25 protein-coding genes and 1 pseudogene are annotated in these 25,829 nt (G+C 71.6%); 16 read left to right on the forward strand and 10 right to left on the reverse strand.

The features are described from left to right. A pseudogene (locus AC1DYN_RS24355) lies at positions 1 to 410 on the forward strand (hypothetical protein); the annotation flags it as partial. Between the two features lie 10 nt (positions 411 to 420). Here AC1DYN_RS24355 and AC1DYN_RS24360 read toward each other — a convergent pair. Then, positions 421 to 867 (reverse strand): winged helix-turn-helix domain-containing protein, encoded by a 447-nt coding sequence (locus AC1DYN_RS24360; protein WP_477963870.1) that lies wholly within the window; start codon positions 865 to 867, stop codon positions 421 to 423. Between the two features lie 184 nt (positions 868 to 1,051). Between AC1DYN_RS24360 and AC1DYN_RS24365 the strand changes: the two genes are divergently transcribed. From AC1DYN_RS24365 to AC1DYN_RS24390, 6 genes are all read left to right on the forward strand, one after another. After that, positions 1,052 to 1,705 carry a response regulator gene (locus AC1DYN_RS24365; protein ID WP_477963872.1) on the forward strand — a complete coding sequence of 218 codons (654 nt, stop codon included), beginning with the start codon at positions 1,052 to 1,054 and terminating at the stop codon, positions 1,703 to 1,705. Beyond that, the gene (locus tag AC1DYN_RS24370; protein WP_477963874.1) at positions 1,689 to 4,733 is read left to right on the forward strand and encodes a sensor histidine kinase; all 3,045 of its coding nucleotides are present in this window, start codon (positions 1,689 to 1,691) and stop codon (positions 4,731 to 4,733) included. The genes AC1DYN_RS24365 and AC1DYN_RS24370 overlap by 17 nt, the downstream gene beginning before the upstream one ends. A gap of 130 nt (positions 4,734 to 4,863) precedes the next feature. Beyond that, positions 4,864 to 6,807: a secretin GspD/PilQ domain-containing protein gene (locus AC1DYN_RS24375; RefSeq protein ID WP_477963876.1), complete on the forward strand. Its 1,944-nt coding sequence runs from the start codon at positions 4,864 to 4,866 to the stop codon at positions 6,805 to 6,807. Between the two features lie 127 nt (positions 6,808 to 6,934). Further along, positions 6,935 to 8,068 (forward strand): ABC transporter substrate-binding protein, encoded by a 1,134-nt coding sequence (locus tag AC1DYN_RS24380; RefSeq protein ID WP_477963878.1) that lies wholly within the window; start codon positions 6,935 to 6,937, stop codon positions 8,066 to 8,068. 29 nt (positions 8,069 to 8,097) lie between these two features. Further along, positions 8,098 to 9,228 (forward strand): ABC transporter substrate-binding protein, encoded by a 1,131-nt coding sequence (locus tag AC1DYN_RS24385; protein WP_477963880.1) that lies wholly within the window; start codon positions 8,098 to 8,100, stop codon positions 9,226 to 9,228. Positions 9,229 to 9,279: 51 nt separating this feature from the next. Next, entirely contained in the window at positions 9,280 to 10,470 is a 1,191-nt protein-coding gene (locus tag AC1DYN_RS24390) for a pectate lyase family protein (protein WP_477963882.1), read from the forward strand. A 15-nt stretch (positions 10,471 to 10,485) separates the two neighbouring features. On the opposite strand, the gene AC1DYN_RS24395 is transcribed toward AC1DYN_RS24390, so the two are convergent. After that, positions 10,486 to 11,163, reverse strand: coding sequence for an expansin EXLX1 family cellulose-binding protein (locus tag AC1DYN_RS24395; protein ID WP_477963884.1), 678 nt, complete (start codon positions 11,161 to 11,163; stop codon positions 10,486 to 10,488). Positions 11,164 to 11,212: 49 nt separating this feature from the next. Then, the gene (locus tag AC1DYN_RS24400; protein ID WP_477963886.1) at positions 11,213 to 12,643 is read right to left on the reverse strand and encodes a pectate lyase family protein; all 1,431 of its coding nucleotides are present in this window, start codon (positions 12,641 to 12,643) and stop codon (positions 11,213 to 11,215) included. A 311-nt stretch (positions 12,644 to 12,954) separates the two neighbouring features. Here AC1DYN_RS24400 and AC1DYN_RS24405 point away from each other — a divergent pair, with 311 nt between their 5' ends. The 8 genes from AC1DYN_RS24405 to AC1DYN_RS24440 all read left to right on the forward strand — a co-directional run bounded on the left by AC1DYN_RS24405 (position 12,955) and on the right by AC1DYN_RS24440 (position 19,229). Beyond that, positions 12,955 to 13,698: a hypothetical protein gene (locus AC1DYN_RS24405; RefSeq protein WP_477963888.1), complete on the forward strand. Its 744-nt coding sequence runs from the start codon at positions 12,955 to 12,957 to the stop codon at positions 13,696 to 13,698. Then, on the forward strand, positions 13,695 to 14,222 hold the full coding sequence (locus AC1DYN_RS24410; RefSeq protein WP_477963890.1) for a GTP-binding protein: 528 nt from the start codon (positions 13,695 to 13,697) through the stop codon (positions 14,220 to 14,222). The genes AC1DYN_RS24405 and AC1DYN_RS24410 overlap by 4 nt, the downstream gene beginning before the upstream one ends. Before the next feature lie 11 nt (positions 14,223 to 14,233). Next, complete coding sequence (locus tag AC1DYN_RS24415) at positions 14,234 to 14,632, forward strand: roadblock/LC7 domain-containing protein (protein WP_477963892.1); 399 nt, start codon at positions 14,234 to 14,236, stop codon at positions 14,630 to 14,632. Further along, positions 14,629 to 15,066 carry a hypothetical protein gene (locus tag AC1DYN_RS24420; protein WP_477963894.1) on the forward strand — a complete coding sequence of 146 codons (438 nt, stop codon included), beginning with the start codon at positions 14,629 to 14,631 and terminating at the stop codon, positions 15,064 to 15,066. Before AC1DYN_RS24415 ends, AC1DYN_RS24420 begins: the two co-directional genes overlap by 4 nt. Continuing rightward, positions 15,041 to 15,400, forward strand: a complete 360-nt coding sequence (locus tag AC1DYN_RS24425; RefSeq protein ID WP_477963896.1) for a hypothetical protein — start codon at positions 15,041 to 15,043, stop codon at positions 15,398 to 15,400. The genes AC1DYN_RS24420 and AC1DYN_RS24425 overlap by 26 nt, the downstream gene beginning before the upstream one ends. 92 nt (positions 15,401 to 15,492) lie before the next feature. Next, positions 15,493 to 17,034, forward strand: coding sequence for a YifB family Mg chelatase-like AAA ATPase (locus AC1DYN_RS24430; protein WP_477963898.1), 1,542 nt, complete (start codon positions 15,493 to 15,495; stop codon positions 17,032 to 17,034). Positions 17,035 to 17,132: 98 nt separating this feature from the next. Beyond that, the gene (locus AC1DYN_RS24435) at positions 17,133 to 17,408 is read left to right on the forward strand and encodes a DUF4242 domain-containing protein (protein WP_477963900.1); all 276 of its coding nucleotides are present in this window, start codon (positions 17,133 to 17,135) and stop codon (positions 17,406 to 17,408) included. 132 nt (positions 17,409 to 17,540) lie between these two features. Then, positions 17,541 to 19,229: an AfsR/SARP family transcriptional regulator gene (locus AC1DYN_RS24440; RefSeq protein WP_477963902.1), complete on the forward strand. Its 1,689-nt coding sequence runs from the start codon at positions 17,541 to 17,543 to the stop codon at positions 19,227 to 19,229. Here AC1DYN_RS24440 and dkgB read toward each other — a convergent pair whose 3' ends face one another. Continuing rightward, positions 19,230 to 20,042 carry a 2,5-didehydrogluconate reductase DkgB gene (dkgB, locus tag AC1DYN_RS24445; protein ID WP_477963904.1) on the reverse strand — a complete coding sequence of 271 codons (813 nt, stop codon included), beginning with the start codon at positions 20,040 to 20,042 and terminating at the stop codon, positions 19,230 to 19,232. A gap of 114 nt (positions 20,043 to 20,156) precedes the next feature. Between dkgB and AC1DYN_RS24450 the strand changes: the two genes are divergently transcribed. Then, entirely contained in the window at positions 20,157 to 21,050 is an 894-nt protein-coding gene (locus AC1DYN_RS24450) for a LysR substrate-binding domain-containing protein (protein ID WP_477963906.1), read from the forward strand. Between the two features lie 66 nt (positions 21,051 to 21,116). Here the strand turns inward: AC1DYN_RS24450 and AC1DYN_RS24455 are convergent, their stop codons facing one another. The 6 genes from AC1DYN_RS24455 to AC1DYN_RS24480 all read right to left on the reverse strand — a co-directional run. Beyond that, positions 21,117 to 21,665: a hypothetical protein gene (locus AC1DYN_RS24455; RefSeq protein ID WP_477963908.1), complete on the reverse strand. Its 549-nt coding sequence runs from the start codon at positions 21,663 to 21,665 to the stop codon at positions 21,117 to 21,119. A 156-nt stretch (positions 21,666 to 21,821) separates the two neighbouring features. Next, a complete protein-coding gene (gene dsbD, locus AC1DYN_RS24460; protein ID WP_477963910.1) occupies positions 21,822 to 23,642 on the reverse strand; it encodes a protein-disulfide reductase DsbD in 1,821 nt (606 codons plus the stop codon). A gap of 20 nt (positions 23,643 to 23,662) precedes the next feature. Further along, on the reverse strand, positions 23,663 to 24,808 hold the full coding sequence (locus AC1DYN_RS24465) for a DUF3570 domain-containing protein (protein ID WP_477963911.1): 1,146 nt from the start codon (positions 24,806 to 24,808) through the stop codon (positions 23,663 to 23,665). After that, a complete protein-coding gene (locus AC1DYN_RS24470) occupies positions 24,795 to 25,019 on the reverse strand; it encodes a DUF4266 domain-containing protein (RefSeq protein ID WP_477963913.1) in 225 nt (74 codons plus the stop codon). The genes AC1DYN_RS24465 and AC1DYN_RS24470 overlap by 14 nt, the downstream gene beginning before the upstream one ends. Before the next feature lie 26 nt (positions 25,020 to 25,045). Next, positions 25,046 to 25,543: a TlpA family protein disulfide reductase gene (locus tag AC1DYN_RS24475; protein WP_477963915.1), complete on the reverse strand. Its 498-nt coding sequence runs from the start codon at positions 25,541 to 25,543 to the stop codon at positions 25,046 to 25,048. After that, the coding region (locus AC1DYN_RS24480) for a hypothetical protein (protein WP_477963917.1) at positions 25,540 to 25,829 on the reverse strand (290 nt) is incomplete at its 5' end. The genes AC1DYN_RS24480 and AC1DYN_RS24475, both read right to left, overlap by 4 nt.

The raw sequence follows: 25,829 nt of genomic DNA on the forward strand, positions 1-25,829 counted from the left end.
CGCCGACGCAGGACGGCGGGCCGGGCTGGCTCGACGACCTGGCCGCGCCGACGTTGGAGCGCATCGCCGACGACCTGCACGAGCTGCTGACCCGGCACCCCGGCGCACGGCGCGTGCTGAGCCACCTGAGCGTGCTGGAGAGCACGCTGCGCCACCAGGACATGAAGGCCGCGCAAGCGTTGCCGGTCGACGTGCTGCGGCGCGCGCTGGACCAGCTGCGCAACATCGGTTTCCCCGACGAATGCACCGGCCTGGCCATCCTGCGTTCGCGCCTGATGCTGGTGGTGCTGCGCCGCGGCGATGACATCGCGCCGGTGCAGCGCGCCTTCGACGTGGTCGAGGTGGGCTTGTCGCGCTTCGTCGAAGCGCAGCAGCAGTGGGCGCCGCACACCCGCCCCCAGCCGGGCTGAGCGGGTCAGGTCAGCGCGCTTCGTCGCCCTCGAGCACGGCGACGAAGCGGTAGCCGACGCGCGGGTAGGTGCGGATCACCTGGCCGATGCCGTCCTCGCCGTCGCCCACCGCCTGGCGGATGCGCATCACGGCTGCGGCCAGCGAGCCGGGCTGGACCATCTCGTGGCGCCAGATCTCGTCGAGCAACTCGTCGGTGGTGCGCACGCGGTCGCGGCTCTCGATCAGGCACACCAGCAGGTCGAACGGGCGCGGCTGCAGCGGGCGGGGCTGGCCGTCGACCAGCACCTCGCGCGACGCGATGCGCACTTCGCAGCGCCCGAAGCGCAACCGGGCGCTGCGGGCGGGCTCGGCCGCAGCCGGGGCCAGGACAGGCGCAACAACAGGAATGATCGGCGCGATCGCCAGGGACAGGGAGCCGTCGTCGGGGAAATGGCGCGGAGACGGGAAGCTGAACATGAGACCCTCAGGTAGTGCCACAACAGATGTTGTAGACATTAATCTACAACGCAATCGAATGGTATCGACGGGTAACTTATCACACATCGCGATACTTCCCCCTGCCGATACGAAAATTGGCATGCTTCATGACAGCTTCCTGTAGACTGATCACTACACACCATCGACATCGTCCCGTGGCCCCATGAGTTCCCCCTTGCCCGCAGCGGCCCCAATCCGCGTCTTCATCGCCGACGACCATGCGCTGGTGCGCGAAGGCCTGCGCAAGATGCTGGAACTCGACGACGGGTTGGTGCTGGCCGGGCAGGCGGCGTCGGCCGCCGAGGTGCTGGGCGGCCTCGAAGCCGCCGCGGCCGACCTGCTGCTGCTGGACCTGCTGATGCCCGGTTGCAGCGGCGTCGACCTGATCGAGCGCGTCGCCGCCGCGCACCCGCGGCTGCCGGTGCTGGTGCTGACGATGCATGCCGATCCGCACATCGCGCGGCGCGCGCTGAAGGCCGGGGCACTGGGCTACCTGACGAAGGACGCCTCGCCCGAGCAGCTGCTCGACGCGATCCACCGGGTGGCGGGCGGACGCAGCTACGTCGATCCGTCGCTGAGCGCCGAGCTGATCCGCGCCGAGCAGGCGCAGGAGGCGCCGCTGGCGCTGCTGTCGACACGCGAGCGCCAGGTGCTGATCGCGCTGGTGAAGGGCATGGCGCCGACCGACATCGCCGCCGAACTGCAGCTGGCGCCCAACACCGTCAGCACCTACAAGGCGCGCCTGATGGAGAAGCTGGGCCAGGCCTCGCTGAGCGACCTGGTGCGCTACGCGCTGAGGCATGGCCTGGTGGACTGAGCGCGGCCGGGCAGCGCTCGCGGCGCTGCTGCTGGGCGCGGCGGCCGCGGCCGCGCACGCGCAGCACGCGGTGTTCGAGAGCTACCAGCAGGCCGCCGGGCTGACCAACATGGCGGTCGGTTGCCTGACCCAGGCGAGCGACGGCACGCTGTGGTTGTGCACCGAGAACGGGCTGTTCCGCTTCGACGGCTTTCGCATCCGCCGCGAGCCGATGGCGCCCGAGGCGCAGCGCGCCACGCTGCAGACGGCGAAGGCCGACGCGCACGGCCGGCTCTGGATCGCGACGGACGCCGGCCTGTTCCTGCGACGCGAGAAGGACGGCCTGCCCGTGTGGACGGCGGTCACGCAGCCCAGCGGGGCGCTGATCGGCGTCGAGCTGGGGCAGCGCCTGGACGTCGACGAGCGCGGCATCCTCTACGCCATCGACCGCAGCAGCCGCATCTGGGCCATCGATGCGACGGTGTCCGCGCAGGGCCCACCGGTCGTGAACCGCGTGCAGATGCCGGCGTTCCCGGCGCCGCCGGGCGCGATGGATGCCGATTCCGGGCCGCTGCGCGCCAGCCGCGGCGCGCTCTGGTTCGGCTGCGGGCGCGGGCTGTGCGAATGGCGCGACGGGACGTTGCAGGCCTGGGGCGAGGCCGAGGGCCTGCCGGCCCGCATGTGGGGCAACCTGGTGATCGGCCGCGACGGCAGTGTCTGGGCGCGCAGCAGCGACCGGCTCGCGCAGCTGCGACCGGGCGAACACCGCTTCAGCGTCGTCGTCGCCCCCCCGGCCCAGCGGCTGCCGGCCAGCATGGCACTGGCCGAGGACCCGGCCGGCCACATCGTCACCGCCACCGATGCCGGTGTCGCGCGTTGGGACGGCCGCCGCTGGCAGGCGTGGACGCCGCAGCAGGGCCTGCCGGAGACCCTGGTGCGTGCGCTGTTCTTCGATGCCGAGGGCGCGTTCTGGCTCGGCACCGCGGGTCGCGGCCTGCACAGCTGGACCGGCTACCTGCAGGTCGACCACTGGACCCCGGCGCTCGGATTGCCGGCGCCTGCCGCGTTCTCGTTCGCGCGCGACGGCAGCGGGCGCCTGTGGACCTCGACGGCGCAGGGGGTGGCATGGCTGGACGAGGCCAACGGACGCTTCCAGCCGCTGCCCGCGGATTCGAGGGCCGCGGAGCCGAGGGCCGCGGTCAACGGGCTCGCGCTCGATGCGGGCGGCGACCTGTGGTGGGTCGAGGCGGGCCGCGTCATGCGGCTGAAAGCCGGCACCACCCGCGCCGACACGATCTTCCGCGACCCGTCGCTGGTCGAGGTGATGCAGGGCCGGGAGGGCGGCATCTACCTCACCGGGCGCAATGGCGTCGACCGCGTCGTCGCCTCGCCCGCGGGATCGCGCCGCGAGCCGGTCGCCAGCGGGCTGCCCAACCGCGAATGGGTCAGCGACGTCGTGTTCCCTGCGGCCGGGGCCGGCGCCGGGGCGACCGAGTGGTTCACCAGCGAACGTCGCGTCTCCCGCGTCGTCGATGGCGCGTGGGCGCCGATGCGCGACGAGGATGGGCAGCCGGTCGAGGTCAACGGCCCCGCGACCTTCGTCGGTGCCTCGGAGTTCTGGACCTGCGATTCCCACGGGCTGTCCGTCTACGTCCTGGACGCCGGCGGCACCGCGCGGCGGGTGCGCCGCTTCGATGCGGCCCGCTTCGGCGACCCGGCGGCCTACTTCCTGCGCAGCGGGCCCGACGGCCGGGTCTGGTTCGGCACCGACCACGGTGCCTTCGTCTTCGATGGCAGCCGATGGTCGCAGCTGGACCGCAGCAGCGGGCTGCTGTGGGACGACATCGACAGCGGGGCCGTGCTGCTGGAAGCCGACGGCACGGCGTGGATCGGCACCAGTGCCGGCGTCACGCGGGTGCGCCCGGGCACATCGACACCGGCGCCGCCGGTGCTGCGGGTCGAGACGCTGCGCCTGGGCGACACGACGGTGCCGGCGGCCGCAGCGAACGAGATCGCCTGGGACGAGCGCCGCCTGCAGTTCACGCTGGCCACGCCGAACATCGGCCGCGCGCGGACACTGCACGTCGAATACCGCCTGCACGGCGACGCCCCATGGCAGTCGATCGACGGCAACGTCGTGACGATCGAATCGCCCGAGGCCGGAGCGCACGTGCTCGAGGTGCGCGCGGCGCCGCGGCTGGCGATCGTCGACGCCGGACCGCCGGTGCGCATCGCGTTCGACATCGCGCCGCCCTGGTGGCTGTCGGCCCCGGCCAAGCTGTCCGCGGCGGCCGGCCTCGCGCTGCTGTGGTGGGGGGCGACCCTGGCGATGAACCGGCGCCAGCGCGCCGACCGCAAGCGGCTCGAACACGCGGTGGCCGAGCGGACCGCCGAACTCGAGGTGTCGCGCGGGGCGCTGCAACGGCTCGGCGAGCACAACACGCGCACGCTCGAGGACGAACGCAAGCGCATCGCGCGCGAACTTCACGACGAGATGGGGCAGCAGCTGGCGGCGCTGCGCATGGAGGCGTCGGTGCTGCGGGCGCACGCGCGCGGCGAGCGGCCGCCGGCGCCGGAGCAGTTCCAGCTGCTGCTCGACCGCATCGACCAACTGGCCGGCGGCGTGCGCGCGCTCGTGAAGCAGCTGCGACCGCCGGCGCTCGATGGCGGCCTCGCCGCGGCGCTGGAATGGCTGGCGGCGGAATTCACCCAGGCCACCGGCGTGCCGTGCCGGCTGCAGGTGGATACCGCGGCGGACGGGCTGGCCGCGGACACCGCGACGCAGGTGTTTCGGCTGGTGCAGGAGTCGCTCACCAACGTGCGCCGCCATGCGGGCGCGGCGCAGGTCGACCTGGCGCTGCAGCGCGCGGACGGCCAGTGGCGGCTCGCGATCACCGACGACGGTGCCGGCTTCGACCCGACGGCCGACCGCAGCGGCCACGGCCTGCTCGGCATGGAGGAACGCGCCCGCCTGCTCGGCGGCACGCTCGACATCGACAGCCGGCCCGGCGGCGGCACGACGGTGCGCCTGCGCTTCGAAGCGGCGTGACGCCGGCGCATGGCGCGTGACAGCGCCGACGGCGACCGACATGCTTCTTTACCGTGGTGCCACCCCGCCGAGACGGCGCGCGCGGGGGACCGCCTTAGCATCGCGGCCCGCATCCGTTGCCGAAGGCCCCATGAACCCGCCGGAACCCCTGAAGCGCCTGTGCGCCGTGCTCGCGCTCGCCACCGCTTGCGCGCTCTCGATCGGCGCGGCCCCGGCCCACGCGGCCCGCGGCGAACCGGCCTCGACGCTCAACTTCCCCGACACCGACGTGGAGTCGGCGGCGCGCGCGATGGCCGCCATCCTGGGCCGCCCGGTCTTCGTCGACCCGCGCGCCAAGGGCAAGCTGTCGCTCTACACCGAGCAGGGCGTGACGCCGGCCCAGGCCTGGCAGATCTTCGTGGCTGCGCTGCGCGGGCTCGGGCTCGCGGTGGTCGAGTCGCGCGGCCTGCTGAAGGTGGTGCCCGAGGCCGAAGCCAAGCTGCAGACCGGCGTGGCCCCGGTCTCCGCCAGCGCGCCCGTGCGCCCGCGCGGCGACCAGGTGGTCACGCAGGTGATCCCGCTGGTGCACGAGAACGCGAGCAACCTGGTGCCGGTGCTGCGCCCGCTGATCGCGCCGAACAACACCATCACGGCCAACGCGGGCAACAACACGCTGGTGATCACCGACTACAGCGACAACCTGGCGCGCCTGCAGGAACTGATCGCCGCACTCGACACGCCGAGCGCCACCGACGTCGAGGTCATCCCGGTGCACAACGCCATCGCGTCCGACCTGGCCGCAACGGTGCTGCGCATGACCGAGGGCGCCCCGCAGGCCGCCGCCCCGGCGGCGAGTGCGGCGGCGACGTCCGTCGTCGCCGACCCGCGCCTGAACGCGTTGCTGGTGCGGGCCCCGAACCCGGCACGCCTGGCCGCCATCCGCGCCCTCGTCGCACAGCTCGACCGGGCCGGCGGCGGCGGCATCGCCGGCGGCAACATCCACGTGATCTACCTGAAGAACGCCGAGGCGACGCGCCTGGCCACCGTGCTGCGGGCGGCCGCGGCAAACGATGCGGGCCGCGTATCGGGCACCGGCGGCGCCGGGTCGGGCACGGCGCCGATCATGGCGCAGGCCGCCGCCGCCAGCCCGGGCGGCAACGGCGGCAGCACGTCGGCATCGGCCCAGTCGACGACGCCGGTCAGTGCGGCCGCGCAGCCGTCGACCGGCGGCTACATCCAGGCCGACCCGGCCGCCAATGCGCTCATCATCACCGCCCCGGAACCGCTGTTCCGCGAGCTGCGGGCCGTGGTGGAACTGCTGGACACGCGGCGCGCCCAGCTCTACGTGGAATCGCTGGTGGTCGAGGTGGACGCCGCCAAGGCGCTGGACATCGGGCTGCAGTGGAAGCAGATCTTMAGCATCAGCCAGAGCAGCCTGGCCACGCTGACCTTGGGCAACGTGGCCTCGGCGCTGGAGTCGATGTCGGGCACCAACATCCTGTCGACCGCCAACGTCGTCACGCTGGACAACGAGGAGGCGAAGATCGTGGTCGGCCAGAACGTGCCCTTCGTCACCGGCAGCTACACCACCGGCAGCAGCGCGAGCCCGTTCCAGACCGTCGAGCGCAAGGACGTGGGCATCACCTTGCGCATCCGCCCGCAGATCGGCCAGAACGGCAGCATCCGCATGACGATCTTCCAGGAGTCGTCGTCGGTCAGCTCGACCGCGACGCCGGGCACCAGCAATGCGGGGCCGGCCACCAACAAGCGCTCGATCGAATCCACCGTGATGGTCAACGACGGCAAGATCGTCGTGCTGGGCGGCCTGATCGAGGACGGCTACGAGAGCGATGCCGGCAAGATCCCGTTCCTCGGCGACATCCCGCTGCTGGGCGGGCTGTTCCGCTACCTGAACCGCACGCGCCGCAAGACCAACCTGGTGGTGTTCCTGCGCCCTCACGTGATGGCCGACGAAGCGGCGCTGGACGCGCTGTCGCTGGACCGCTACGACTACATCCGTGCGCGCCAGCGCGAGCTGCCGCAGGACGTGCGCCAGGTGCTGCCGGAGCCCGACGCGATGCCGGCGCTGCCGTGACCCAGATCACGCCGCCGTCGCCGGGATTCACCGGTCAGGCCGCGATCACCGCGCGGTCATGCGGATCCGGCAGGGGCTCCCTACATTCGCGGCTCGTCCCGAAGCAGCACAGCCCCGAGGTACCCCGATGGAGTCTTCCCCCCGCCCGCCAGCGTCCCTGCTGATGCGCGCCGCCGGCCTGGCGGCGCTGTTGCTGTCGCAGGCCGCGCAGGCCGACATCGTCGTCGGCCAGGTCGCACCCTTCAGCGGCCCGCAGGCCGTCACCGGCAAGGCGGTGCGCGCCGGGGCCCAGCTCTGGTTCGACGCGGTGAATGCGCGTGGCGGCGTCAAGGGCCAGCAGATCCGCTTCGTGACGCGCGACGACGCGCAGAAGCCCGAGCAGACGGTGCGGCTGGTCAAGGAGCTGATCGAGAAGGAAGCCCCGGTGGCCCTGCTCGGCACCATCGGCACCAGCAACCTGGAGGCGCTGGCGGCCGACGGCGTGCTGCCGCGCACGCATGTCAGCATGGTCGGCGCGATCTCGGGTGCCGCCTCGGTGGCGGGCGCCGACGGCATGCTGGTCGTGAAGGCAAGCTACCGCGACGAGGTGGGCCGGCTGCTGAGCCAGCTGTCGCACCTGGGCATCCGCCGCGTCGGCCTGGTCTACCAGGACGACGGCCTGGGCAAGGACGTGCTGGCCGGCACGCAGGAGGGCGCCGGCCGCTTCGGCATGACGCTGGTGGCCCGCGCCGGCTACGAGCGCAACACGGTCGAGGTGCGCAGCGCGGTCGCGCAGATGGTCGCCGCCGCACCCGAGGTGGTGGTGCTGGGCGCCACCACGGCCGCCGCGATCGAGTTCACGCGCCAGTACGAGGCGGCCGGTGGCCGCGCTCTGCTGTACGGCATGTCGATCATCGACACCGATGCGCTGCTGAAGGCGCTGGGCACGCAGCGTGCGCGCGGCTATGCCTTCTCCATCGTGCTGCCGCTGCCGTCGCAGCCGAGCCGGCCGGTGGTGCGCGAGTACCTGGCCCTGAAGGCCGCGGCGGCGAACCCGGACCTGTCGGCACGCTCGATGGAAGGCTTCATCGCCGCGAAGGCGCTGGTCATGTCGCTGGAGAAGACACCGCGCATCACGCCCGAGGCCGTCGCGACGACCTTGCGCACGTCCGCCGCCTTCGACGTCGGCGGCTACATGCTGGACTTCACCACGCGTGGGCGCAGCGGCTCGCAGTACGTGAACTTCGGCATCTTCGGCAGCGACGGCCGCATCGTCCAGTGAGCCACTTTCCTGTCCTGAAAGGCAGATCCATGCGACTTCGCCTCGCGCTGTGCGCCATCGCCTGTTCGTTCGGCCTCGCCGGCCATGCGGCCGAGCGCGACATGGTGGGCGACACCATCGTGCTCGGCCAGTCGGCGCCGTTCAGCGGCCCGTCGTCGCAGCTGGCCACCGAGTTCAACCTCGGCGCACGCACCTACTTCCAGTCCGTCAACGAAGCCGGCGGCGTGAACGGCCGCAAGATCGAGCTGCGCGCCAAGGACGATGCCTACGACCCGGCCCGCACCGTGCAGAACACGCGCGAGCTGATCGAGCAGGACGGCGTGCTGGCGCTGGTCGGCTACATCGGTACCTCGACCACGCTGGCCGCGCTGCCGGTGCTGACCGCCGCACAGGTGCCGCTGTTCGCGCCGTCGTCGGGGGCGCCCGCGTTGCGCGAGCCGTTCAACCGCTACGTCTTCAACCTGCGCTCCGGGTACATCGAGGAAGCCGAACACATCGTCGAGCAGCTGAGCATCACCAACCTGACGCACATTGCAGTGTTCCACCAGAACGACGCCGCCGGGATCGCCGGCATGGACGCGGTGACCCGGGCGCGCAAGAAGCGCAACCTGAGCCTCGGCACGGTGGCGACGATCGAGCGCAACAGCACCGACGTCGCGGCCGCTGCGAAGGCGCTGCTGGCCGCGCACCCCGATGCGGTGGTGCTGGTCAGCTCGTACATCTCGTGCGCCGCGCTCATCAAGGAGATGCGCAAGGGCGGCTACAAGGGCCAGTTCGTCAGCCTGTCGTACGTGGGCGGAAAGTCGCTGGCCGACGAGCTGGGCGCCGCCGGCGCCGGGGTGCAGATCTCGGAAGTGGTGCCGTTCCCCTGGGCGGAAGCGAGCCCCATCCAGCGCGAGTACGCGCAAGCCATGCACCGGGCCGGCGTGCCCACGCGCAGTTTCGGCTCGATGGAGGGCTTCATCGCCGCGAAGGCCATCACCGAGGGCCTGCGGCGCGCCGGGAAGGGGCTGACGCGCGCCAAGCTGATCGGCGCGCTGGAATCGATGCACGACTGGGATGCCGGCGGCTTCCACCTGACGTTCAGCCCCGACAGCCACAACGGCGGACACCTGGTCGAGATGACGATGCTCGGCGCGGACGGACGCTTCCTGCACTGAGGCGCAGCGCATGCCGGGCCATGTGCGGGCGACCACGGCCCGGGAGCGCAGATGAGCTTCATCGGCGATCGCGGCCGGCGATGGGGCTGGCTGGCCGTGGCGTGGGCCCTGGCGGGTTGTGGCGGCAGCCAGCCGACGGCCGATGCCGAACCGGCCGCCGGCGGCGACATGCAGCCGGCAGCGGTGTCCGCGAACGCGGCCGGGCCGGTCGGCGCCGCTGCCGTCGTCACCGGCGGGGCCGGCGGGGCGACGGTGCGGGTCAGCACACCGGCGCAGCTGAAGTACGAGCTGTGCCGCAGTTCATCCGGCGGCGCGTGCACCGACGCCGCGCCGCGCACCGTCGAGATCGCGACGACGATAGCCCTCGCCGACACGGAAGGCGTCGCCACCGCCAGGGCCTGCAACTGCAGCGTCGCGGCGCTGCGCGGCATGCTGGTCGGGTCGAACAAGACGGTGCTCGGCATCGGCGCCACCGCGGCGGTGAAGGGCAGGGGCTTCCTGTTGCAGAGCGGGGTCAGCAACATCGTCATCCGCAACCTGTCGATCACCGACATCGGCGAGGGGCCGGTGTCCGGCGGCGATGCGGTGGCGATTGCCGATGCGAGCCGCGTGTGGATCGACCACAACCGCTTCGCCCGCGTCGGGCGCCAGTTCATCGCGACCGGCACCGGCGACCGCGGCGGTGCGGCCGCGGATGTCACGATCTCGTGGAACGAGTTCGACGGCAAAGGCGCCGCGTCGGCGCGCCGCGACGACAGGCAGGACGGGACCCTGCTGTTCTGCGGCAAGGGCCGGATGACCTTCGCCTACAACTGGCTGCACGACTTCTCGGAGCACGGTCCGCACGTCGAGGGCGATGCCCTGGTCCACCTGGTCAACAACCATTTCCAGGACGGGGCCCGGCACGCGCTCGACGCGGCGGGCCGCGCAACGCGCGTGCTGGCCGAGGGCAACTACTTCGAGAACGTGCCGGTGCCGATCCTGCGCAGCGCAGAAGCCGGCCCGGTCCATGCCTTGCTGGCGCAGACCCCCGCGAGCAAGGCCGCCTGCAGCGCGGCGCTGGGCCGCCCCTGCGAACCCAACATCGCGAATCCGATGGCGGCCACGAACGACTTCGCCGAGGACCCGGCGGTGCTGGACGCCGCCGGGGCGGTGCCATCGGGCAGCCTCGTGTCGCCTTGGCCGGCCCGCAAGGTGCCGGCGTGGGTGTCGGCGGGCGTGGGGGTCGGGCACGTCCGCTGACAAAGCACTTCAGGGTCACGGGAACTGCGCGGCGCCTTCCACGACCAGCCCGCCCGCGGGCTCCGGCAACACGTCGACCAGCGTCGCGCCGCCCAGCGCCGTGACGCGCACCTGGATCGGCCCGGCGGCGATCTCCACCGGATGGACGAAGTAGTTGTAGTCGGTGCGCGCGACGCCGATCCAGGCGCTGCTGCCCGTCGGCTTGATCTCGAGCCCGGTCACCGGCAGCCGGTGGTTGCGCACCTGGATCGCGGTCCAGTAGCGGGTGCTGCCTTCCTTGAAGCGGAACGCGAGCGGACCCTGCACGTCGCCCGCGACCACCTGCCAGCCGATCGGCACGCGCCCGGCCACCGGATCGGCAATGCGCGCGAAGGCCTGGGCGCTCAGGTCGATGTCGCCGGGCTTGCATTCGGGACAGCGGTCGGTGATGCGCACCGTGACCGAACCGTTCGGCCCGCTGACCGAGACGAACTCGCCGCAGGCCGCTGCAGCGGCATAGTCGTGGTCGTTCATCGCCGCCACCATCAGGTCGCCGGGGCTGGCATCGAAGCTGCACTGGCCCTCGCCGGTGGCACCGTAGTAGGTGCCTTCACCGCTCGCGCGGGGGACAGCGCCTGCGACGGCGTGCCGCCGCCGGCCACCGCGGCGCTGCCCGCTGCGCCGCTGCCACCGCCACTGCCACCCCCGCCGCACGCGACAAGGGCCACGACGGCGGCCCACGCGAACAGGGAGGCGGCGCGCTTCACGATGGCACCGCCAGCTTGCCCGAGCCCGCGGACGCCTTGACGGCCGCCTTCACGCTCGCGGCCGGCAGCAAGGCCGTGCCGTAGGCGTAAGGCACGGTCCAGCCCACCGCGGCGCTGAAGCTGCACTGGCTGATGTCCAGCGCCGCGCCGTTCAGCAGCGAGCCGCTCTCCTTGATCGCACCGGTCTTGCCCGACGAGCCGGGGTTCTTCAACACGCTGGTGCAGCCGCTCGCGCCCTGGATGTCGAACGCGTTGTTCTCCGAGATGATCTTCGCCTTGTAGGCCACGCCGATGCTGTACTGGTGCGCGTACACCGGGTGCGACTTGCTGCCTTCGTAGTAGTTGTTGTAGACGTGCACGCTGCCGAAGCGCACGCGCGGCGCGCGCTCGGTCACCTGGCTGAACAGGTTGCCGTGGAAGGTGACCGTGAGGTGCGTGTCGTCGCTGGTGGTGCTGTCGGACGAGCCGACCAGGTTGTTCTTGTCGTGCTGGTCGAAGACGTTGTTCGACACCGTCACGTAGTCGGAGCCGTTCTTCACGTCGAGCGCCCCGTCGTGGCACTGCTTGACCTTGCCGTTCTCGACCGGCGACAGGTCGTCGGTCTGCGGTGCGTCGGTGAAGGTGTTGTGGTCGATCCAGACGTGGGCGGACCCATCGACCGTGATGCCGTCGTACTGCGAGTTCCAGTTGCCGTCGTCGCCGTCGTTCGGGTCCCACACCGGGCCGACGTCGCAGGGGTTGACGACATGCAGGTTGCGGATGATGACGTTCTGCACGCCGCTGACCGTCATGTAGGCGTTGACCAGGCCGGCGTTGCTGCCGGCGCCGATGAGGGTGGTGTTGCTCTTCACCGCCAGCCGGGCGCGTGCCTTCTGGTCGCTGGTGCTCTTGAAGGCGCCGCCGTTGTCGGCCGCGGCCATGTCGATGGTGCCGATCACCTTGACGATCGTCGGCGCGTCGCCGCCGGCCTTCAGCGCGGCCAGCAGCTCGGTGGCGGTCGTGACCTTGTAGACCGCGGAGGCGGCCGCCGTCGAACCGCCGCTGGTGCCGCCCGCTTGGCTGGCCCAGCCGGTGGTGGGGGCGATGTCGCGGGTGTTGTCGCCGGCGGCAGGTGCGGGTGCAGGTGCGGGTGCAGGTGCGGGTGCAGGTGCGGGTGCAGGTGCGGGTGCGGGTGCGGGTGCGGGTGCAGGGGCAGGTGCCGGCGAAGGTGCCGGTGCGGGCGCAGGCGCAGGCGAAGGTGCTGGCGCGGGAGAGGGAGCAGGGGCCGGGGCCGGTGCCGGGGCTGCGGCCGGCGCAGGCGCAGGTGCAGCCACCGGTGCCGCGGCGGTGTCCGGATCATTGCCGCTCCCGCAAGCGGAAAGCACCAGCGAGCACAGCAATGCGCTCGCCGCGGCGGCGCGTGTCGGGTGTTGGCGAGGCGTGTCCATCGTGAAGCTCCAGTTGCGTCGAAGTGCGGCGCGATTGTGTGAGGCGCGACATCGGGAGACTTGACGGAACATTGAAGAAACGATGAACACCGCAGGGGGCGTTGGTGTGGCGAGACGCCATGCAACGGGATGCAAGTTCCGCTGAATCGGATGACACCAAATCGGTCCCGCGAGCGCCGCGAATTGCACCAAAGTGACAAAAGTCGCAGCGCGACCGACGGGTTGCGGCCGATCAGTTTTCGATCATCGATCGATGCGGACAGCGTCTGCGCCCGTCCCGATGATGCGTGCAGCTTCCTTCCGCAGTCCCCGTGCAGAACCCTTCCTCCCCGAGCCGGCTCAAGCTGCTCGCGCAAGACCTGAGCGAGAACGACCTCGCGCGCATCGCGGCCTTCCTGCGCGTCGGCTGCTCCCGCCTGCAGTGCAGCTGGGAACTGGTCGACGACGGCCCGGCCCACCTGCTGCTGTGCGGTCGCGACCTGCCCCGCGCTGCGCCCGGTGCGATGCCGAGCCTGTCCGTCGCCGACGCACGGCCGGGCCGCCCGGTCGGCCGCAATGCGCTGGTGCGCCCGCTGCAATACGACGCCTTCATGGACGCGCTGTGCGCGCTGGAGGGCCGGCTGCTCGGCAAGGCGCCGGCCCCCGCCGCGCTGACCTACATCACCGCGCAACCGCTGGGCGAGACCACGCCGGCGCTGCTGCCCTCGCTGCTGCCGGGCGCACGCTGCCGGCTGCTGCGCTGGCCGCCGTCGGCGGTGCTGCAGGCCCATCGCCACCACCGGACGCTCGCGAGCTTCCTGTCGTCGCGGCACCTGGACCTGGACGAACTGGCGCGCCTGAGCAACGTGGAGCGGTCGCTGTGCGACGAGTTCGCCGCCACGCTGGTCTCGCTCGGCTTCCTCGACGTGCAGCCGTCGTCCGCTTCTTCGTCCACTGCGCCGTCCACCTCCCTGCCCACCTTTTCACCTGCCCCATCGCCCGCCGCGCCGCGCCGCACGCCCGTCCCCACCGGCCTGATCACCCGCATCCGGCGCAGCCTGGGCCTCGGCCGATGAAGGACTTCAAGATCGTGTTCACCGGCACGCCCGGTGCCGGCAAGACCACCGCGATCGCGGCGCTGAGCGACACGCCGCCGGTGACCACCGAGGTGCGCAACTCCGATGCGCGGCTGGACAAGGCCCACACCACCGTCGGCCTCGATTTCGGGCAGGTCGACATCGGCGACGGCCAGTGCGTGCGCCTGTTCGGCACGCCCGGGCAGGCGCGCTTCGAGTTCATGTGGCGCATCGTCGCCACCGACGCGGCCGGGTTGGTGCTCCTGATCGACAACTCGCGGCCCGACCCGCTGGCCGATTTCGCGGCCTACCTCGATGCCTGGCGCGACCTGCTGCCGAACATGAGCTGCGTGGCCGGCATCGGCCGCACCGAAGGCCGTGCGCGGCCGACGGTGGACGACCACGCCGACCTGCTGGCGTCGCGCGGGCTAGTCTTCCCTGTCGTGGCGGTCGACGTGCGCCGGCGCGATGACGTGCTGATGCTGGTCGACATGGTGCTCGCGCTGGCCCAGACCCGAGCTTGAAGGACCCTGTCGTGTCGACCCTCTTTGCCGTCTCTTCCGCCGACATTGCCGACCACGCGCTGCGCGCGGTGCAGAAGCTCCTCGTCGAGCTCGATGGTGCCGGTGCGGTCGTGATCGCGAGCGCCGACGGCTTCGAGCTGGCGCACGGTGGCCGCGCGACCGTGGCGCCGGCCCGCCTGGCGGCGTTGGTCAGCTCGTTCGCGGCGCTGGGCGAGGTCGCCAGCCGCGAGAGCGGCATCGGCACGCCGCGCTGCCTGGTGATCGACGCCAGCGACGGGCGGCTGGTGGTGCGCTGCATGCAACTGCGCGGCCAGTCCATCGTCGTCGTCGTGCTCGCGGACGCAGGCATGCTGCTCGGCCGCGTGCTGCACGTGCTCGCTGCCGCCGAGCAGCTGATGGGCCACCCATGAACCTGCAGCAGGTGATCGCGGAGATGGACCGCATGGCCGCGCATCCCGGCATCTTCGGCTGCGCGCTGGTGGACGCCAACACCGGCCTGGTGTGGCATGCCAGCGCGCCATCGCGCAGCGGCACCGAGCCCGTCTGGGAGGCGGCCGTCGACTACTGGCGGCTGCACGACCGGCAGAAGCTGCACTTCGCCGGGCTGGGCACGCTGGCCGCGGCCGTGATGTACCACGCGAACGGCGTGCTCGCGGTGTTCCCGTGTTCCACCGACCCCGACGTGCTGCTCGTCGCGCACGGGCGCCACCGCGGCGTCGACTGGATCGCCTGGCAATGCATGGTGCGCACGCTGGGGCGCCTGCTGCACGACCCCAAGCCCTCGCCCCCTCCGATCCCCAACGAAAGAAGACCGACCCATGGCAACCATCCGCCAATCCCTTGACGACCTGCTGACCGTGGACGGCGCGATGTGCGCAGCCGTCGTCGATTCCGCCAGCGGCATGATGCTCGGCTCGGCCGGCTCCGGCGTCGACCTCGAAGTGGCCGCCGCCGGCAACACCGAGGTCGTGCGCGCGAAGCTGAAGACCATGCGCCAACTCGGTCTGAACGACGTGATCGACGACATCCTGATCACGCTGGGCAAGCAGTACCACATCATCCGCCCGGTCTCGCGCAAGGAAGGCGTGTTCGTCTACTTCGTGCTCGACAAGTCCAAGTCCAACCTGGCACTGGCGCGGCGCAAGGCGCAGGACGTGGAGCGCGAGCTGACGATCTGACGATTTGCCGGCACAAGGGGACAAATGCCCCGTGTCGGCAAGTCCCCTGCCTCGGCAGAATCGCGGCCCTACGAAGCGAAGAGGGAGCGCGCATGACACTGGCCGTCGTCCACAGCCGGGCCCTGGACGGCCTGGACGCCCCGGAGGTCACCGTCGAGGTGCACCTGGCCAACGGGCTGCCGAGCTTCACGCTGGTCGGGCTGGCCGACACCGAGGTCAAGGAAGCGCGCGAACGGGTGCGTGCCGCGCTGCAGACCAGCGGCCTCGCCTTCCCGCACAACAAGCGCATCACCGTCAACCTGGCACCGGCCGACCTGCCGAAGGAGTCCGGCCGCTTCGACCTGCCGATCGCGCTGGGCATCATCGCGGCACAGGGCGAGCTGGACCTGCAGCGTCTCGCGCGCTTCGAGTTCGCCGGCGAGCTGTCGCTGGCCGGCGAGCTGCGGCCGGTGCGCGGCGCACTCGCGATGGCCCTCGCGCTGCAGGCCCGCGGCAGCGGCGGCCCGGTGCGCGCGCTGGTGCTGCCGCAGGCCAGTGCCGAAGAGGCGGCGCTGGTCGACGGCCTGGAGATCCACAGCGCCCGCCACCTGCTCGACGTGGTGCAGGCGCTGCGCCGCGAGAACGTCGATGGCGCCGGGAACGCAGCGCCGCGCGAGCCGCTGCCGCGCGCGATGCCGCCCCGCGCAGAGGCGGCGGACGCACCGCCCGACCTGCGCGACGTCAAGGGCCAGGCCGGCGCCAAGCGCGCACTCGAGATCGCCGCCACCGGTGGTCACAGCCTGCTGATGGTCGGCCCACCCGGCACCGGCAAGTCGATGCTGGCACAGCGCTTCGCCGGCCTGCTTCCGCCCTTGTCGGCCCAGGAGGCGCTCGAGTCGGCAGCGGTGCTCAGCATCAGCGGCAGCTTCCGGCCGGCGCGCTGGCGGCAGCGCGTGCTGCGCAGCCCGCACCATGGCGCCTCGTCGGTGGCACTGGTCGGAGGCGGTTCACCGCCGCGGCCGGGCGAGATCTCGCTGGCCCACCACGGCGTGCTGTTCCTCGACGAACTGCCCGAGTTCCCGCGCTCGGCGCTCGAGGCCTTGCGCGAGCCGATGGAAACCGGCCGCATCACGATTTCGCGCGCGGCGCGCCAGGCCGACTTCCCGGCGCGCTTCCAGCTGATCGCCGCGATGAACCCCTGTCCGTGCGGGCATCTCGGCAACCCGCAGCGCGCCTGCCGCTGCTCGCCCGACCTCGTGCTGCGCTACCAGTCGCGCATCAGCGGCCCGCTGCTCGACCGCATCGACCTGCAGGTCGAGGTGCCGGCGCTGCCGGCCGAAGCGCTGGCCGCCGCGCCCGACGGCGAGCCGAGTGCGCCGATCGCGCTGCGCGTGCAGGCGGCGCAGCAGCGGGCCCTCGCACGCCAGGGCTGCCGCAATGCGCAGCTGGCCGGCGACGCGCTCGACCGGCATTGCGTGCTCGATGCGGCGACCGCGGGCTTCCTGCGCGCGGTGTCGACCAAGCTCGGCTGGTCGGCGCGCAGCTTCCACCGCGTGCTGCGGGTCGCGCGCAGCATCGCCGACCTGGCCGGCAGGGCCGCGATCGACGGCCCCGACATCGCCGAGGCGATCCAGTACCGGCGCGCGCTCCCCTGATCCTTCCAACCCGCTCAGGACAAGCCCCCTTCCATCACACGCCGGCTCACACGCCGCGCGCGCATCGTGGCGGCCTCATCAACCCCCTGGAGCTCCTGATGCCCAAGTATGTGATCGAACGTTCCATCCCCGGCCTCGGCGACCTGCAACCCGCCGAGATGCGGGCCGTGTCTCAGAAATCCTGCAGCGTGCTGCAACAGCTCGGCACCGGCGTGCAATGGCAGCAAAGCTATGTGACCGCCCACAAGATGTACTGCGTCTACGTCGCCGACAGCGAGGAGCTGGTGCGCGAACACGCGCGGCGCGGCGGATTCCCGGCCGACAGCGTCGTGCGCGTGCTGTCGGTGATCGACCCGACGACGGCCGAGGCCTGAGCGGTGGCCACCGCCCTTGCACGCAGGCGGCCGGTGTGCGAGCCTCGGCCCATGGGGCTCGCGATCCGTCTTCTCGGAACACCGTTGGTCGAATGCGACGGCCGCGCAAAGCCGGCCCCGCGCGGACACAAGGTGTGGGCCTTGCTGGCCTACCTGGCATGCGACGGGCCGGCCAGCCGCACGCGGCTCGCCGGCCTGCTGTTCGAGGATGCCGAAGACCCGCTGGGCACGCTGCGCTGGAACCTGAGCGAACTGCGGCGCCTGCTGGGCGACGACGGCCTGCGCGGCGACACGCTGTCGCTGCCGCCGGGCGTCCAGGTGGATGCGCAGCGGATCCTCTCCGGCAGCGACCTGCAGGCCGTGCCCGGCCTCGAACGCGAGCTGCTCGAAGGCATGAGCTTCGCCAGCAGCCCGGCCTTCGAGGTCTGGCTCGGTGCGACGCGCCGCCGCCTGCAGGCCGCCGCCGAGGCCCTGCTGCACGAGGCGGCGCTGGCCCGCCTGGCGGCGGCGGCCCCCGGCCAGGCTGCCGAGCTCGCGGCGCGGCTGGTCGCATTGAACCCGCTCGACGAAGACTTCCAGGCGCTGCTGGTGCGCAGCCTGGCCACGGCCGGCGACGGCGTCGGCGCCGCACGCCAGGCGGCCGCCTGCCGCGAGCTGTTCCGGCGCGAACTCGGCGTGGCGCCGGGGGCGGCGCTGGAAGCGGCGCTGCGCACCTCGACGGCGCGTCCGACCGCGCCCGCCGCGACCGGTCGCACCGCGACCCTCGCCCAGCTCGAGGCCGGCGAGGCCGCCATCGCCGCCGGTGCACTCGAGGCCGGGCTGCAATGCCTGCGCAGCGCCATCGCCGAAGCCGACGCCACGCGCGACGACGTGCTGCGCATGCGCAGCCGCATCGCGCTCGGCACGGCGCTGGTGCACGCGGCGCGCGGGCGCGACGAGGAGGGCGCGACCGCGCTGCACGAAGCACTCGCCGTCGCCCCCGCCGCATCCCCGACCCTCGCCGCGGCGGCCGGCCGCGAGCTGGGTTATGTCGAGTTCCTGCGCGGCCGCTACGAACGTGCCCAGGTCTGGCTGCGGCGTGCCGGTTCGTTGGCCGGCGACGACCGCGCCGAACACGCACGCATCGCGACGGTGCTCGGCTCGACGCTCAGCGACACCGCGCACTACGGCGCCGCGCTGGACGCGCTGCAGCAGGCCGAGCGCCACGCCGGCGACGAACGGCAGCGCTGCTACGCGCTGGCCATGCACGGCCGGATCGGCCTGCTGCGCGGCGATCTCGATGCCGCACGCGAGATGCTCGACCGTTCGGTCGCGATGGCACGGCAGGGCTGGACGGCCTTCGTGCCCTGGCCGCTGTCGCTGCGCGCCGAGATCGACCTGCTGCGCGGCGACGTCGATGCGGCGGCTGAACGCTTCGAACATGCCTTCGCGCTCGGCTGCCAGATCGGCGATCCGTGCTGGGAAGGCCTGGCCGGCCGAGGCCTTGGCTGCGTCGCCGCGGTGCGCGGCCAGACCGGTCGCGCGGTCGAATTGCTGCTGGACGCCCTCGCACGCAGCGCACGCCTGCCCGACGCCTACGTCTGGGGCCGTGCCCACGTGCTCGAAGCCCTGTGCGCGCTGGCGGTGCGCGAAGCCCTGCCACAAGCCCCCACCTGGGTCGCCGAGTTGCAGGCCGTCGCGGCGCGCTGCGGCATGCGCGAGCTGCTGGCGCGGGCGCACCTGCATGGCGCGGCGCTGGGCGATGCCGGCAGCGGCTCGGCGGCGCGCCTGCTGGTCGAGACGATCGACAACCCGCTGTTGCGTCGGCTGGCCTGCGCGTGATCAGTCCCAGGCTGGCGCCAGCCCGTCCGGGCTGGTGAGGCGTTCGCCGCGGTCGAGCGTCGCGATCCGCGCCATGTCGTCCTCGCCCAGCCGCAACGAGGTCGCCAACAGGTTGCTGGCCAGGTTCTCACGCTTCGTGGACGAAGGAATCACCGCATGGCCCAGCTGCATCGCCCAGGCCAGCACCACCTGTGCCGGCGTGGCCTGGTGCGCCGCGGCGATGACCTGGATCACCGGGTCGTGCAGCGCCCTGCCATAGGCCAGCGTCATGTAGGACGTCACGTGGATGCCCTGGCTTTGCGCAAACGCGACCAGCTTGCGGTTCTGCAGGAAGGGACTCAGCTCGACCTGGTTCGTCGCGATCGCGTCCGCGCCGACCGCGGCGATCGCCTCCTTCATCAGCGCGATGTTGAAGTTCGACACGCCGATGCGCGTCGTCAAGCCCTGCGCCTTCGCATCGGCGAGCGCGCCCATGAACTCCGCCACCGGCACCGCGTTGCCCGGCGACGGCCAGTGGACCAGGGCGAGGTCGACGTGGTCGGTGCGCAGTTTCGCGAGGCTGGCCTTCAGGCTCGCGACGAGCTTGCCCTTGCCCAGGTTGTCGACCCAGACCTTGGTCGTGATGAAGAGATCGCCGCGCGCGACGCCGCTCTCGGCGATCGCACGTCCGACCTCGGCCTCGTTGCCGTAGATCTGCGCGGTGTCGACCAGCCGGTAGCCGAGTTCGAGGCCGGTCTTGACCGAGTCGACGACAACCTGGTCCTTCAGGCGGAAGGTGCCCAGGCCGAGCGGCGGAATGAGGGTCGTGTTCATGCGAGGTATCCGTTCGATGAAGAGGAGGAATGGAGCGGACTGTGGGTCCTGCGCCGTTGCAGAAAAAGCCCCGGTCCATCGATTGACTCTTGCCTGCGGATCAATAATCCCGGCATGAAGACCACGCTGGAAGAGCTGCAGGCCTTCGTCGCCGTCGTCGACGCCGGCTCCATCACCGCCGCCGCGGCCCAGTTGGGCCAGACCGTCTCCGGCATCAGCCGCGCGCTCGGCCGGCTCGAAAAGAAGCTCGATTCGACGCTGCTGCGCCGGACGACGCGCCGCATCGAGCTCACCGAGGAGGGACGCGAATTCCTGGCGCACACGCGCGCGATCCTGGCGTCGATCGACGCGGCCGAGGAGCAGATGGCGTCGCGCCGCGGCGCACCGGCCGGCCGCCTGCGGGTCAACGCGGCGACGTCGTTCATGCTGCACAGCATCGTGCCGCTGGTGCCCGACTTCCGGCGCGCCTACCCGCAGATCACGCTCGAACTCGACACCGACGAGCTGAACATCGACCTGCTGGAGCGGCGCACCGACGTCGCGATCCGCATCGGCGCGTTGCGCGATTCGACGCTGCACGCGCGTCCGCTGGGCCTCAGCCGCATCCGCGTGCTGGCGAGCCCGGCCTATCTCGCCGAGCACGGACGGCCGAAGACGGTAGCCGGGCTGGGCAGTCATGCGCTGCTCGGCTTCACGCAGCCGGAGTCGCTCAACCGCTGGCCGCTGCGGCATGCGCAAGGGGACGAATGGCCGATCGTGCCGACGCTGACCGCGTCGAGCGGCGAGACGCTGCGCCAGTTGGCGCTGCAGGGCGCTGGCATCGCCTGCCTGTCGGACTTCATGACAGCCGGCGACCGGCAGCGCGGCGACCTGGTGCAGGTGCTGGCGCGCGAGACGGTCGAGGTGCGCCAACCCATCAACGCGGTCTACTACCGCAACACCCAGCTCGCGTCACGCATCGTGTGCTTCCTGGATTTCGTCGCCGGGCGACTGTCGACGATGCGCTAGTGCGCCGATCTGTTCCGTGCTGCCTGTTCGCGCCAGATTTGCGATGGACCAGGCGGCGACGCAACGCTACTTCACGTAGCCGGGGTTCACGACGTACTCATACTCCTCTTCGAAGAAGAGATGCCCACTGGTGAGGGCGAGGTCGCGCGTGATGTCCCGCTTGGCCTCGGGAATCGGAACCCAACAGCCGCGAACTTCGCTCGCGGCGATCTTCTTGTAGACGGAGATCTCCTGCTGCGCGAAATGCGGGTTCAGGTGCTTCGTCATCGCTTTCACCATCGCGTTGGCGTCGATTGCCTTGGTATGCGGATGCGTCAGCAGGATCTCGTAGCAGTAGGTGCCGTAGTCCTGGGTCGCAGTGCGGCTCAGCGAACACGACAGCCAGTTCGACCCCTTGCCCTGAGCCACCGACGTGTGCTTGACGATGTCGTCATAGCCGTCCTGCCGCGTCCAGCCCTCCTTGAAGATCAACTCGGGTTCCTTCGTGCTCCAGCGATAGAGTGGGCCGCCCATCCACAGGAACTTGTAGGCATCGGCGAGATAGTCGCCGCTCTCCATGCGAATTGCGCTGCGCAGCGCTTGGGCCATCGTCGGCCGTTCCTCGGGACGGGGCATCGTGTTCCTTTCTCGGTCGCATCATGACTGGGGCGAACTTGGCGAAAAAGTCTACATCCCCGGGGCCCTGTGCGTCCGTGGGATTCAAAAGTCTCGGCCCCCGAGGCTTCGAGCAGTGTCGGAACATTGGCTCAGGTGCGATCGATCACCTCGCCGTCAGTTCATGCGCACCCGGTCCAGGTGCTCGCGAAAGCTCGCCGCATCCTGGAACCCGACCACCCGAACCTCGCTGCGCTCTTCGCCGGCCGGCTTGAAGAACAGCAGCGCCGGCGGCCCGAACAGGCTGTACTTGCGCATCAGCGCCTTGTCCTGCGCGCTGTTGGCCGTCACGTCCACGCGCAGCAGCGTCAGGCCGGCCAGGCGCTCGCGCACCGCCGGGTCGGTGAAGGTCAGCGACTCGAACTCCTTGCAGGCGACGCACCAGTCGGCATACAGGTCGACCATCACCGGCTTGGCCGATGCGCGCACCGCGGCGTCGAGCGCCGCCAGGTCGGCCACCGGCTGGAAGCTCAGCGGCGACGCCTCGCGCGCGGCCAGCGTGCCGCCGCCCCCCAGGTGCTGYAGCGGCTGCAGCAGGTCGCGCCCACCGGAGGCGACGCCCGCCAGCTGCAGCACCGCCAGCACCGCGAGCACCAGGCCCAGGCCGCGCGTCGCGGCACGGCGCGGCGAGGCCGCGCTGCCGGCCGATTCGAACGCGCCCAGGTACACCGCACTGGCCAGCAGCAGCACCGCCGCGCCCACCATCAGCCCCCACGACGGCAGCACCGGCGACACCATCCACAACGCCACGCCGAGCAGCATCACGCCGAAGAAATGCTTGACGCGGTCCATCCAGGCCCCGGCGCGCGGCAGCAGCGAACCGGCCGACACGCCCACCAGCAGCAGCGGCACGCTCATGCCCGAGGCCAGCGAGAACAGCGCGATGCCGCCCAGCCAGACGTCGTGCGTGCGGCTGATGTAGACCAGCGCACCGGCCAGCGGCGCCGCGACGCAGGGCCCGACGATCAGCGCCGACAGCCCGCCCATCACGAACACGCCCAGGTACTGCCCGCCCTGCAGCCGGCCCGACACCTCGGTCAGCTTGCTCTGCAGCGCATTCGGCATCTGCAGCTCGTAGACGCCGAACATCGACAGCGACAGGCCCGCCAGCAGCAGCGCGAAGGCGCCCAGCACCCAGGCGTTCTGCAGCGCCGCGGCCAGGCCTTCCCCGAGCAGCCCGGCCGTCATGCCGAACGCGGTGTAGACCAGCGCCATGCCGAGCGAGTAGGCCACCGCCAGCGAGAAGCCGCGCAGGCGCGACACCGTGCCGCGCTGGCCGACGATGATCGACGACAGGATCGGCAGCATCGGCAGCACGCAGGGCGTGAACGACAGCAGCAGGCCGGCCAGCAGGAACACGCCGGCCACCGTCAGCAGGCTGCGCGATTGCAGCGCGTTCGCGAAGCGGCTGGTCTCGGGCATCGGGGCGGGCGCAGCGGCCACCACGGGTGCTGCGGCGCCGGCGGTGGCAGCCGCCTCGCCGTCGGCCACGGCGACGGCCGTCCACCCACCCGCCACCGGCTTCAGGTCGAACGACCGGCTCATCGGCGGATAGCACAGGCCCTTGTCGGCGCAGCCCTGGTTGCCCACCGTCAGCCGGAACGGCGACGCGTCGGCGGCGATGGGCAGCACCATCGTCACCTGGTCGCGGAAGTACTCGACCTCCTTCTGGAAGGTCTCGTCGAACTTGGTCTTGCCGCGCGGCAGCGCGAGTTCGCCGCCCGCCGCGGCCGCCGGCTGCGCCTGCGCGTTCAGCCGCTCGCGGTACAGGTAGTAGCCGGGCGCGATCGCGAAATGCATCGCGACGTGCTGCGCGTCCTGCGCCTGCACCGTCAGCTTGAAGGCAGCCTCGGGATCGAGGAAATCGTCGGCCGCCGCCGCGTGCAGCGGCAGCGACGACGCGAGCAGCAGCAGCGCTCGCACCAGCAGGGTCTTCATCGGTTCTCTCCCGGGTCGTGTCAGAACTGCCGGCTCAGGCCCAGCTGCACCGAGCGGGCGCGGAACGGCGCGAGGTTCGGAGAGCCTTGCGTGCCGGCCCGCCAGCTCGCACGCTGTTCGTAGGCCTCGAACTTCGCGTCCACCGTCCACAGCGCGTCCAGCTTGTATTCGGCCTTCAGCCCCAGCGTGAAGGCCCCGAAGGCCGACAGCCGCTGGTCGCCCGAGTTCAGCTGGCCGGGCTGCAGCACCGGGTAGACCGGCAGGCCGTTCGCGTCATACGCCGCCTCGCGGTAGAAGCGCGCCGCGTTCTGCGTGTAGTAGCGCAGCAGCGGCGTCAGCGCGAAGGCGTTGCCGAACGGCTGCACCCACTCCGCCTGCAGCGCATGCGCGCCGATGCCGTAGCTGTCGCGGTAGTAGCGCCAGCTGGTGCGCAGCGTCGACGCGCTGTCGACCACGTGGTGGTTCCAGCGCAGCAGCAGCGTCGCCTGGCGCCGCCGGTCGGGGCGGAAGTCCAGGTCCTTGTACGGATCGTCGTGGTAGCCGTGGCCCAGGCTGTGGCTGACGTCCACCTGCACCAGGTCGACCGCCGACATCGCCTGCGTCACGCCGACGATGAACTCGGTGCCGCTGCGCCGGCGCTGGTCGGTGCCGACGTTGCTGCCCTCGGTCGGCTGGATGCGGTCACGGTTGCCGCCGACCCCCACGTGCCAGACGGTGTTGTTGTCCTCGCTGGCCCAGCTGCCGCCGAGCGACAGCGCATCCGAGTCGTAGTCGTGCTCGCGCGACACGCTGGCGCCGAGGCTGTACGACGCACGGTCGAAGTAGCGCGTCAGCTTCAGGTCGCCGGCGCGCCGCTCCTCGTGCATGGTCGACGCGCTGGAGACGGCCGTCTGCCAGCGCGGCGTCGCGCCCGACAGCGAGTCGGCCACCACGCTGCCTTCCACCGACCAGCGCGTGCCGATCGGCGCCAACAGGTAGAACGATGGCGAGTCGACGGTGATGCGGTGCAGGCCGGGCTGCGAGTCCTCGTAGTGCAGGTGCTTCAGCGCGACCAGGCCGTGCTCGGGCGCGGCCTGCGCGTGTGCGCCGCCGGCCCACACGCCGGGGATCGCCAGCGCCGCCAGCACCAGCGCGCCGCGGGTGGAGCGGGGCTCAGTTGCAGCCACAGCCGCCTCCCCCGACGCCGTAGCCGCCGGCCGCGCTTTCCTTGCTCGCGTAGACGTGCTGCGCGAAGCGTTCGGCGAGCGGGTCGCCGCCCATCGTCATCTCGGGACGGGCCAGGTGGCCCTTCTCCCAGGCCTGCGGCGGCGCCCAGGCCGAGCAGCCGCACAGCACGGCCATCCCCAGGCAGCAGGCTGCCAGAAGCATCTTTCGCATCGGTTCGAATCCGGTTGGGGGTGGAACTACGGTGTCGCGAGCGCCGCCGCCAGGCGTGCCTCGAGTTCGCTGCGCTCGTCCTCGCGGAAGCCCTGGTGCATGGACAGCACCCGGCCGTCGCGTCCGATCAGCACCGAGCTCGGCATGCCCTTCACGCCGTAGCGCTTCGCCGACTGCCCGGCCGCGTCGAAGGCGAGCGTGAACTGCGCCGGCACCTGCGCGAGGAAGGCGTCCGCGTCGGCACGCTTCGCATCCAGGTTCACCGCGATCACCTGCAGCCCCTGCGCGCCGTACTTGCGCTGCATCTCGTTCATCCACGGGAACGACTGCCGGCACGGGCCGCACCACGAGGCCCAGAAGTCGAGGTAGACCAACTTGCCCTTGAGGCCCGACAGCCTGCCGGCCGGCGCACTGCCGGCCGGCAGGTCGATGTCGGGCGCGGGTTGGCCGGCGTCGATGGCGAACGCCGGTGCGGCGAGGACCAGGCACAGGCCCAGCCCCGCCGCGAAGCGCAGCGCCCTCATGTGCAGTTCGACGTGACGACGTGGTTGTGCTGCGAGTCGGTGGTCGAGGTCACCACCACCGACTGGCCGGCCTTCAGCGCCTGCAGCTGGGCCGGCGTGAAGGTCACGTTGTGGTTGTGCGAGGCCGAGGCCTGGATGCTGTAGGTCATGCTGACCGTCGAATCGAGGTCGRCGGCCGGAATGGTCAGCGCATGGCCATGGTTGCCGGCGATCTGCGAGCCGGRGGCGCCACAGCTCTGCGGCGCCGGGCCCGGTGCCGGCGCGGGGCCGGGCGCGGGGGCCGGGC

Source organism: Rhizobacter sp. P2_D12 (assembly GCF_056404395.1).